Raw genomic sequence first — 9,281 nt, 5'->3', positions numbered from 1 at the left:
CGCGACGGGGCCGTTGAGGGCTTTGGAGCGGGCCGAGGCGTGTCCTCAGGCAGCGATGGGCCGAAGGCGAAAGAGTCTGATCTCGCGTGGTGCGCAGCTGGCGCGGTAGCGCTCGTAACCGGCATAAAAGTCGGTGACCCTGGCCCATGCCGAGGCGCGGGCATCGCCGGTGAGCAGCTCGGCTCGGTACTGTGCGGGCGGCGCCATGAACTCGACCGCGCATTCGGGGTGCGCCAGCAGGAACCAGTAGCCGGCCGGACTCATCAGGGCGCGCTCCATCAATGCCTCATCGAGCCGCAGCCGCCGTCCGCGAATTGGGCTTTCCCGCCGAAGGGGCACGCGTCGACGGTACCCAATGCGCGCTATGTCCATGAGCCATTTGAAGATCCGTCGCCCCTGATGTCATTTTTGCGTTTACAGACCGTGCCCCGTGTGTATCGCAAACCATCCGAGCCTTATTGGGAATCACTGAGCGGAGTCTAAAATTGGCTCAATTCCCTGGAATTACTCGCCGAAGCTCGCGGTACCCTGGACACACGCGAGTTCCGGCCGGTAACGCGGTACGGCTATCGCATCGTGGGGATGGGTTGGGGTACGGCGGGAATGGGGATGAAAAGATGCGCCATTTCGCGGCTATATTCACCGCTGCCGGCATCTGCATTCTCATCGCGGGATGCGGCAGCGGCAGCAACCAAGCCAGTGTCAAGTCGACGATGACCACCACATCGCTCGTTCCACGTCCTGTTGTAGAGCGCGAGCTCGATGCGTTGCTGCTCAGCCCCGAACAGATCAGCCCCGTCATGGGCGCGAAGGAAATGGCGGTCACCAGAAGGCACGACGCGATGTCCGACGACAGCGCCACCATGAAGCCCGGGGAATGCCTGGCCATCGACGGCGCGGCGCAAGCCCAGGTCTACGCCAACAGCGGCTTCACCGCCGTGCGTGACCAGGCACTCAATGATGGCGATAACTTCACCCACTACGCCGAGCAGGCGGTGGTGTTATTTCCTACGGCTAAACTAGCCGGCGTCTTCTTGGTCGCGTCGGCCCTACGTTGGCCGGCCTGCCACGGGTATACCCACATCCAGTCTGGAACGGAGTGGACCGTCGGGCCGATCTCCGATAACAACGGCGCACTGAGCGTCATTGCAACGCAAGAGAACGCGCGGGCCGGCGGTTGGGCCTGCGGTCGGGCGCTCGCGCTCAAGAACAACATCATTGTCGACGTCAATACCTGCAGCGCCGACCCGAAGAACTCAGCCGTCGACATCGCCAACCTGATCGCCGTCAAAGTGCCTATGCTTTAAGGCTTTTTGCGTCGTTACTCGGTGTCGGCAGGATCGCGAAGTCGCACCTCCTCGAGGTCCATCGCCGATTGCAACTCGCGCAGCACTATGTCGTCAATGCGATTTTGGTCTCGAAGTTCGGTGATAGCCCGACGCTTGTGTTCGAGCACGCCAAGTCGCACCCGCCGAAGTTGATCGTTGCGCTCGGCCACCTTGTTGGGTCCTGCAGCATCGCCGTCGGCTTCGATGAGCGCGGCGTGTTCTTCGTATTCTTTTTGCAGACGCCTCAACAGTTCACCGCTGACGCCGATTTCACCGGCGACCACGGGCAAGGCTTCGAGAGCGGCCTGGGAGCCACGACAGCGGGCCAGTTGCAATTCATCAGCGTGACTTACGTCTTCGGGCATCCGAGCCCACCGCACAACGTCAGACAGCGTGCTGCCTTGGACGAGCACGGTCACCAGAATCACGACGCAGACAACAAAGACGATCAGGCTGCGATCCGGAAACGGGGCGCCGCTACGCGTCGTCATCGGTACGGCCAATGCCGCCGCGAGCGACACCGCGCCGCGGAAACCTGCCCAGTCGGATACGACGCGGTGGCGCCACGGGACACGACGGGCGCGCTGCACCTCGCGCCGGTCCACCGTGCGAAGCAATACGGTGACGGCTTCCGCGCAGGCAAACCGGCTCACGATGATGACGCCGGTGACGGCAAGAGCCAGGAATGCGGCGTGGCGAAGTCCGCCATCGACGCCAGCTATGCCGCGCACCGCGTGGGGCATTTGGGTGCCGACGAACACCCACAGCGAGCCGTTGATCAGAAATGTCGCGAGATCCCAAAACGCAAATGTCTGGAGGCGGGAACGAGCCCGAATCACGTGCGGGGAGGCGTAGGCAATGACGAGCGCCGACACCAGAACCGCGACGACGCCGCTGCAATGGATTGTTTGCGCGAGCAAAAACGCCGCGAACGGCGTCAGCAGGCTCAGCGCGCCCTCCTCTTGCGGCGCGTCGATTCTGCGCCGCACTTGCGTCATCGCGAGCCCGACCAGCAGCCCTGAGCAGATGCCACCCACGTAGGAGCCGACAAAACGGGCGGTCAAGGCGGCAGGGCTGACCGGAGCGCCGCCAACCGCAACGGAGACGGCCACGGTGAACAGGACGAGCGCTGTCCCGTCGTTGATGATGCTCTCCGCCTTCAACACGGTCACTGTTCGGCGTGGTAGCTGTTTCGCCAGGCCGGCGACGGCAGCGGCGTCGGTGGGGGAGAGCACGGCACCGAGGACTGAGGCGGCGTGTGACTCCATTCCGAACGCCCGTGCCGTCCAGGACACTGCTACCGCGGTGACGATCACCAGGCCGACGCTGAGAAATACGATGACACGCAAGTTTGCCCGTATCTCGCGAAAGCTGGTGTTCAGGCTCTCCCAGTAGAGGATCGCGGGCAAGAACAGCAGCAGCACGATCTCCCCGTCGAGCCGAACGCCGCCGAACTGCGGGATCAAGCCCAGCAAAGTGCCGAGCACGATCAGCAGAACCGGCGGGCCCACCCGATAGCGCCGGCCTATGACCGTGCCCACGATCACTGTGGCAAAGAGCGCAACGATTACGACAAGCCCAAACACCAGCACATCATCCTGTACGAGTGCGGCTGCGGCGCAACCGAGAGCAGCTCGGACGCTCTGCGGGTCGGGACCGGCCGCGAATTCGCAGGTCGTCGAGTCGGCGAATTCAGATTGCAATCGCGATGCCGCCACTGTACCGAGACGATCACAGGTGCATACCAATCCCGACGGTGATCTGGCGCGGCCGGCCGCATGCGCAAATCATGGCACAGTGCTCCATTGCGGATCACACCCGCGAAATATCCACATTGGCACGAGATTCGCCCTCGCTATATCGGCGATCGGATATTCGCATGCTCAATAGGAGGTAAACACAGCATGACGGCGTACGTGCACGGTGGTCGCATCCTCGACACCGCGAAGGGCATTCTGATCGGCCTTCGCCGGTGTCCTTCAGAGACAGCTTTCCATGAACTGCTGAGCGCGGCACAACGTCACAAGATGCCGGTGTTCGCGATGGCCTGGGCGCTGGTGCATCTCGCGAATGGTGGCGAAAAGTCAGCGCACACTTGTGGCGACGCGGAGTCAGCGGCTCGCGACGAATGGGGGCAGCTCTTCGCTGGCTCGGCGGTGTCGGTCGTTTGAGAGTTCAGCGCCGCGCGGACGCCGTCAGAGGCTGACCGTTGGCTGAGTGCAGCAGACAAATGACGGTGCTCGGGGTTGGATTGTCAGAGGTTCGATCCTGATTGGAGTCGATGAGATAGGTCACCGCGTATGAGCTGCGATCGACGGATTGCCCTGTGTATTGGGGAAACCCGGCTGCGCAGTCCCGGTTGGCGACGTCGGCGATAGCGGCATTAATCGCCAGCGGCCCGTGAAGGTAAACCTCGGCGGCATGCGTGGTCGCACAGTCGACAACGGCGACGGTGACCACGCTGGGGTCGCTCGGTGGAAGCTCTGCCAGACAATCGCCGGCCTGCAAGTCAATCCACTTCTCGCTGCGTGGATTTCGCGTCGTCGACGGGGCGGCGATGGCGGCTGTGGTGCTTGTCGGTGTCGTGGCCGCTGTTGTCGATGTTTGGTTCGCTGACGTCTGGCCCGGCTTGAGATTGGTTGTGCCGCAGGCCGACAGCAGGGCGAGCGCGGCTATTGAAGCGGCCAAGCCGAATCCCGCTCTCATGTCGCAACCGGCGCCGGGTTCCGACGCTCGTTAAAGATGACTCACGGCGAAACTCGCTGCCTGGTCGACCATCCCGTCGTGAGCGTAGGCGGCATGTGCGGCCCAGTCGCCCCCGTCGGAACAGACCGGATCATCAGCGGCGCACAACTCAAGCGTCTTGGGCTGATACAGCGGGCCGATGACGACTTGCGGCGCGCCAACCGTATCCATGAACCGGTTTGACGGCGCTCCAAACAGGGTGACCGCGGCGACATGGTTGGCCACGTCGGCTGGCATCGGCTTCGGTACGTCGGCAGCATCGACCCCGTCCGGTATCGCGGCCGAGGTGACGAAGCCCATCACGGCCGCACCCTGGGAATAACCGCCGAGCACCATCTTGGTCTTGGGACAGTTGGCCGCCATGGATTCGACATGACCGCCCGCGTCCTTAATACCGTCGAGCGCGGTGTGAAAGTCGGTGCTGGCGGGGTAGTCGACCGCATATACCCCGAATGACTTCGGGCCGACTTTCGACTGCAGCGAATCGACGAATGCCTGTCCGATGCCTCCGACACCTGGTACCTCGGTGGTACCCCTGGCGAATATCGCCTGCACGTCAGGGCAGCCTGCAGCGGACGCGGACGGAACGAGGGCACCAAGAACTGCCCAAGTCATAACGACAGTAACGGCAAGGAATCTAGCGACGAAACGTGTACACACGTCTCAGATATTGCCATATTGCCGTGGCAGTGCGCGGGACCCGGCCGGGGCGCCGTCAGTACCGCTGGAGCGAGAACGGATACGTGACGGTTCCGCCGGGTGCGCCGCCGCAGCCGGCGTCGAAAGTGGAATCCACCGAACCGGCCAGCGTCACCGCATCCCATGAATACGTATCGTGCGACGGCAGGAAGTACACGGTGCAGCGCACCCCGTCGGGCACGTCGACGACCATCGTGTAGCGACCGTTGGCGAGGTGTGCATCTCCGATCCACGGAACCGCTTGCCCGTTGGGCCTCGGTGTGGTGTTGACGTGGACGCAGTCCGGAGTCTCGACGTGGCATGGCCTGACCTCCCAGAGCCAGGAGTGGCCCGGATCCCGCGGGGTCTCGACTTCGTAGTTACCGATCAACATCCCGGCTGCAGCAGTCGGCGCGAGCGCTATTGCGGCCGAGGCGAGCGCGACACTGACTGCCACCGTTTTCGGGGTCGTCACGGGTTCCCTCCATCCCTCGCTTGCGCCGACTATAAGGCGCTGGCGGCATGAACTTTTGCGGAATGGGCCGGAATCAGCCCGGCGGGGTCCAAGCGATCGGGAGCGTCTTGATCCCGTGGATGAACGGCGACAGCAACCTCGCTGGCTCCTCGGTCGCGACGACGTCGGGTATTTCGCGCCGCAGTTCCTCGAACATGACCCGGATTTCGCGACGAGCCAGGTTGGCGCCCAGACAGAAATGAGCGCCACCGCCGCCAAAGCCGACATGCGGATTCGGATTGCGGGTTACGTCGAATTTCCACGGGTCGGCGAATTTCGACTCGTCACGGTTCGCCGAGCAGTACCACAGCGTCGCCTTGTCCCCGGCCGCCAGCTTCGTCCCACTCAGCTCGAAGTCGCGGGTCAAGGTCCGTCGCATGTAGATCACTGGTGAGGCCCACCGGACAATCTCCTCGACCGCGGAGTGTGATATGCCGTCGAAGTTGGCCCACCACGTCTGCCGTTGCTCGCGGTAACGGGTCAGCGCGAGCAGACCGTGGCTGATGGCATTGCGCGTCGTCTCGTTGCCGGCGACCGCCAGCAGGATGAAGAACGACGCGACCTCGGCCGAGGTCAGCCGCTCGCCGTCGACCTCGGCCTCCACCAGGCTCGTCGTCAGGTCGTCGTGGTGATTGACGCGACGGTCCTCCGCCAGTGCGCTGGCGTAGCCGCCGATCTCCATCGAAACCCGAACGAACTCATCGAATTCGGTAGTCAGATCGGGGTCGCCGAAGCCGAGGATCACGTTGGTCCAGTGGAAGATTCTCTGATGATCCTCTTCGGGGATCCCCATCATGTCGCAGATGACCTGTAACGGCAGCGGCCCGGCCAGCTCGCTGACCGCCTCGCCTGCGCCGTCGGGGTGAGCGGCGATCATTGATGCGACCAGCCGGCGCGCCCGCTCGCGCACCGATTCCTCGATGCGGGCCACGACTTTCGGGGTGAAAGCCCTGCTGACGATCGATCGCAGCCGCTGATGCCGCGGGTCGTCGAGCACGATCATCGAGCCGAAGTACTCGGCTACCTCCGGCGTCTGGTCGTTGATGGTGATGTTGGGGCTGGAGCTGAAAATCTCCGGGTGGCGGCTGGCGTAGAACACGTCGTCGAGCCCAGTCAGCGCCCAATGCCCGTTGCCTGCCTCGAATCCTTCTTGGACGGGCTCAGGCCAGAACGAGATCGGGTTTTCGCGCCGTAGGGTGGCGAACGCCCCGTCGCGCAGATCGTCGTCGAGTGCCCAGAAGTCCCAGGTGCCCAGCTCGATATCGGCGAGCGGAACCTCGGGCGGCGCCGTACCGTTCACTCGAGTCGCTATGCCCATGTCGACCGTCCTCGTCATTGAGCGGGCTACAGCCGCGAGCCTAAACCGCCGTCGGCCTACCTTGAAGGCGAGTCGAGGAACTGCTGGACGACCTCGGTCAGAATGCGGCCGCCCTTGGTGTTCAGGTGGATGCCGTCGATGTGGAATTCCCAGCCATTGCTCTGCGAGATCTGATCGAAACTGCGCCGCAGAATCATTTCGCGGAATAGATAGTCGCGGTAGAACGCAGCGAAGGAGAAGCGGGTGAACGGTTTGACGATCGTCGAGCGGGCGAGTTGCTCACGGAAGGACTCGAAAAACGGAATGTAGTAGGTGCCGCTGCTATGCGAGACGTCGGCGATGATGCCGTTGTAGGTGACAACCAGGTCGTTGAGCCGCGACTGAACGGCATCGTTCGATCGAAGGGCTTCTCCGACGGGTGCCACAGAACTCAGCGCGATCGAGGCGCGGGTTGCCTGCTGCAGCCGGTGGGTGATCAGTTCGAGGTTGTCCTTGAACTGTGCCGGCGAGGGATCTTCCGATGCTCGTTTCCAAGCGCGCGCAAATCGTCGGAAATTCGGAAAGACGCTCGCCAGGACGTCGTTGGTCCCGATCAGCACGATCACCCGGTCTGGCGCTGCCCGCAGCACCGGGTCGAGCCGCCTGGCTATGTTGAAGGACAGATCGCCGCCAACGCCAAAGTTGACGAATCGAAACCGGCTGTTTTGCGGTCGCTGGGCCAGTTCGTCGATCCACTTGAAGGTCCCCTTGGCGGCGGTGGTGCTCGAGCCCAAGCAGGCGACGATTTCTGGTGTCGACACAGTCACCTGACCATACGACGGCCGATAGCGATAGTCACTATCAAGTGATGGAAGCTATCGAATAAGCCGGGAATTCGCCGCTGGAAGAGGATCCGGCGATCGAGGCCGCGTCCGCTATTACGGTTGGCGTATTACGTCATACGTACTAGAGTTGGCGATATGGCGCGTGCTACCCGACCGGCCCGCAAGCTCGGCAGACGAAATGACCCGGCGGTGCTGATCATGACCAGCCTGGCCTCCGGCGCCAAGCACGGCTACGCGCTGGCACGCGATATCGAGAGATTCGCGGGTGTGACGCTCGGACCGGGAACGCTGTATGGAGCGATCACCGCACTAGAGGAACACGGGCTGATCGAACCGGCGGGCCACGACGAGCGGAGGCGCCCGTATCGCTTGACCGCCGCGGGACGGGCCGAATTGACCACGGCAGTGCGCAGCTTGGGGGCAATTGCCGCCGAGGGTGCCCGCCGGCTCGGAATCCCATTGCATGTTCCCAGCCCGGGGTGGGCGCAATGAATCCGCGCGATGCCCGCGGCATCCTGCGCTGGTATCCCGCGGCCTGGCGCCGCCGATACGGTGAGGAGTTGATCGCCATGCTTGACGAGACCCACGGCAACGACAAGCTTCCGCCGCGTGTCCGGATGTCACTGTTTCGGTCTGGCCTGACTCAGCGAATTCGCCTGTTGCGCAAGTATTCGGCTACCTACCTCGGCTACAGCATCGCGTGTGCCGTTGTCTGGACCGTCATCCTGGCGAGCGTGTGGACTAACGCCGGTGATGCCACCCGGCATACGTTTGCGGTGTTCTTCGGCGGGTGGGCGATCGGCTGGCTGTCGGCGAGTATCGGGCGCGTCGTCTACCCACCACCGAAACCGCGCAGACCGCTCGACGCCGGTCGGTGATTTCGCCCGCGCCCGTCGACGTGTCAGTGCGAGCAGACGGTGCGGGCGGGCGCCCCGTTAGCGGTCGCTTGGCTGACCACGTTGCCGTCGACCAGGATCGTGCACGTGATCGAGCCCTGGCTTTGGGCGCTGATCACGAACACTTCGCTGCCGATGGCATTGAATTGCGTCGTCCATGGCAGCGGCACGTTTGCTTGCTGAGTCTGGCCGCTCTGCCCGGTATCGGTCTGATACGAGATGTAGTCAGCCATCGGGGCGCTGCCACTCAACTGATAGGTCACCTGTGCCACCGGGCCCGTTGCGTTTGCCGCACCGCAAATCCCTACCGTGGCCGCGAAAGCGGTCAGCACGGCAAGCAGTATCGACGACCCAGCGTGGGCCTTGACCGGGCGTGTGGTGATGTTCACTTCACCCGACATGGTGTCACTACGAGCAAACACATGGGGACGTTTTCGTGTCTTTTCCACGAGCCCGACCACTTGGCGGCCATGCTTGAACCAATGTCAGCTGACCGTCGTAGAGGCTGGTGATGACTGAACAGCCAGAGGACGCCGGACGCTGGGGCACCGCGCGTCCCGGCAGGCGTGACGTGCTGCGCGGTGCAGCGGTGGTCGGAGCCTTCCTGGCGGTGGACCTGGGTGCGCTGCTATACGCCAACAAATGGATCGGCCCCGCGCGACTGACGCCGCGGACTTTCCTCGACGGCTTTGCCAAGGTGTTCGGCCGACAACCTGGGTTCCGCAAGAACCACGCCAAAGGTGTTGCCGTGACCGGTTACTTCGACAGCAACGGCAACGGCCGCACGTTGTCGACGGCGGAGGTATTCGCGCCCGGTCGCACACCGGTGATCGGGCGATTTTCGTTGGCCGGTGGCAATCCGCATGCCGCTGATGCGTCGTCGACCGCTCGTGGGCTGGGTTTGGTGTTCGGATTCCCGGGCGGAGAGCAGTGGCGGACGGCGACGCTGAACCTTCCAGTCTTCCTCGACAATTCACC

13 protein-coding genes are annotated in these 9,281 nt (G+C 63.4%); 5 read left to right on the top strand and 8 right to left on the bottom strand.

Features of this window, described 5'->3' with window-relative positions:
• Positions 1–45 precede the first annotated feature (45 nt).
• Positions 46–339 carry a nitroreductase/quinone reductase family protein gene (locus VEI45_RS14755; protein ID WP_324854418.1) on the bottom strand — a complete coding sequence of 98 codons (294 nt, stop codon included), beginning with the start codon at positions 337–339 and terminating at the stop codon, positions 46–48.
• Positions 340–617: 278 nt separating this feature from the next.
• On the opposite strand from VEI45_RS14755, the gene VEI45_RS14750 reads away from it, so the two are divergent.
• Positions 618–1,307 (top strand): sensor domain-containing protein, encoded by a 690-nt coding sequence (locus tag VEI45_RS14750; RefSeq protein WP_324854416.1) that lies wholly within the window; start codon positions 618–620, stop codon positions 1,305–1,307.
• A gap of 14 nt (positions 1,308–1,321) precedes the next feature.
• Here VEI45_RS14750 and VEI45_RS14745 read toward each other — a convergent pair whose 3' ends face one another.
• Positions 1,322–2,914, bottom strand: a complete 1,593-nt coding sequence (locus VEI45_RS14745) for a Na+/H+ antiporter (protein WP_324854414.1) — start codon at positions 2,912–2,914, stop codon at positions 1,322–1,324.
• A 318-nt stretch (positions 2,915–3,232) separates the two neighbouring features.
• Between VEI45_RS14745 and VEI45_RS14740 the strand changes: the two genes are divergently transcribed.
• Entirely contained in the window at positions 3,233–3,499 is a 267-nt protein-coding gene (locus VEI45_RS14740) for an ANTAR domain-containing protein (protein ID WP_324854412.1), read from the top strand.
• Positions 3,500–3,503: 4 nt separating this feature from the next.
• On the opposite strand, the gene VEI45_RS14735 is transcribed toward VEI45_RS14740, so the two are convergent.
• From VEI45_RS14735 to VEI45_RS14715, 5 genes are all read right to left on the bottom strand, one after another.
• Positions 3,504–4,034, bottom strand: coding sequence for a hypothetical protein (locus tag VEI45_RS14735; protein WP_324854410.1), 531 nt, complete (start codon positions 4,032–4,034; stop codon positions 3,504–3,506).
• 30 nt (positions 4,035–4,064) lie between these two features.
• A complete protein-coding gene (locus VEI45_RS14730; RefSeq protein WP_324854408.1) occupies positions 4,065–4,688 on the bottom strand; it encodes a cutinase family protein in 624 nt (207 codons plus the stop codon).
• Between the two features lie 100 nt (positions 4,689–4,788).
• Positions 4,789–5,145 carry a hypothetical protein gene (locus tag VEI45_RS14725; RefSeq protein ID WP_324854420.1) on the bottom strand — a complete coding sequence of 119 codons (357 nt, stop codon included), beginning with the start codon at positions 5,143–5,145 and terminating at the stop codon, positions 4,789–4,791.
• Between the two features lie 154 nt (positions 5,146–5,299).
• Positions 5,300–6,601, bottom strand: a complete 1,302-nt coding sequence (locus VEI45_RS14720; protein ID WP_414687485.1) for a cytochrome P450 — start codon at positions 6,599–6,601, stop codon at positions 5,300–5,302.
• 38 nt (positions 6,602–6,639) lie between these two features.
• Positions 6,640–7,383 (bottom strand): SGNH/GDSL hydrolase family protein, encoded by a 744-nt coding sequence (locus VEI45_RS14715; protein WP_324854404.1) that lies wholly within the window; start codon positions 7,381–7,383, stop codon positions 6,640–6,642.
• Positions 7,384–7,542: 159 nt separating this feature from the next.
• Between VEI45_RS14715 and VEI45_RS14710 the strand changes: the two genes are divergently transcribed.
• A complete protein-coding gene (locus VEI45_RS14710; RefSeq protein WP_324854402.1) occupies positions 7,543–7,899 on the top strand; it encodes a PadR family transcriptional regulator in 357 nt (118 codons plus the stop codon).
• Positions 7,896–8,285 (top strand): hypothetical protein, encoded by a 390-nt coding sequence (locus VEI45_RS14705; RefSeq protein WP_324854400.1) that lies wholly within the window; start codon positions 7,896–7,898, stop codon positions 8,283–8,285. The genes VEI45_RS14710 and VEI45_RS14705 overlap by 4 nt, the downstream gene beginning before the upstream one ends.
• A 23-nt stretch (positions 8,286–8,308) precedes the next feature.
• On the opposite strand, the gene VEI45_RS14700 is transcribed toward VEI45_RS14705, so the two are convergent.
• Positions 8,309–8,764 (bottom strand): MmpS family transport accessory protein, encoded by a 456-nt coding sequence (locus tag VEI45_RS14700; protein ID WP_324854398.1) that lies wholly within the window; start codon positions 8,762–8,764, stop codon positions 8,309–8,311.
• Positions 8,765–8,814: 50 nt separating this feature from the next.
• Between VEI45_RS14700 and VEI45_RS14695 the strand changes: the two genes are divergently transcribed.
• A partial coding sequence (locus tag VEI45_RS14695; RefSeq protein ID WP_324854396.1) for a catalase occupies positions 8,815–9,281 on the top strand: 467 nt, incomplete at its 3' end.

It is taken from the genome of Mycobacterium sp., from assembly GCF_035623875.1.
GTDB lineage: Bacteria > Actinomycetota > Actinomycetes > Mycobacteriales > Mycobacteriaceae > Mycobacterium.
This window is presented reverse-complemented; position numbering and strand designations above follow the sequence as displayed.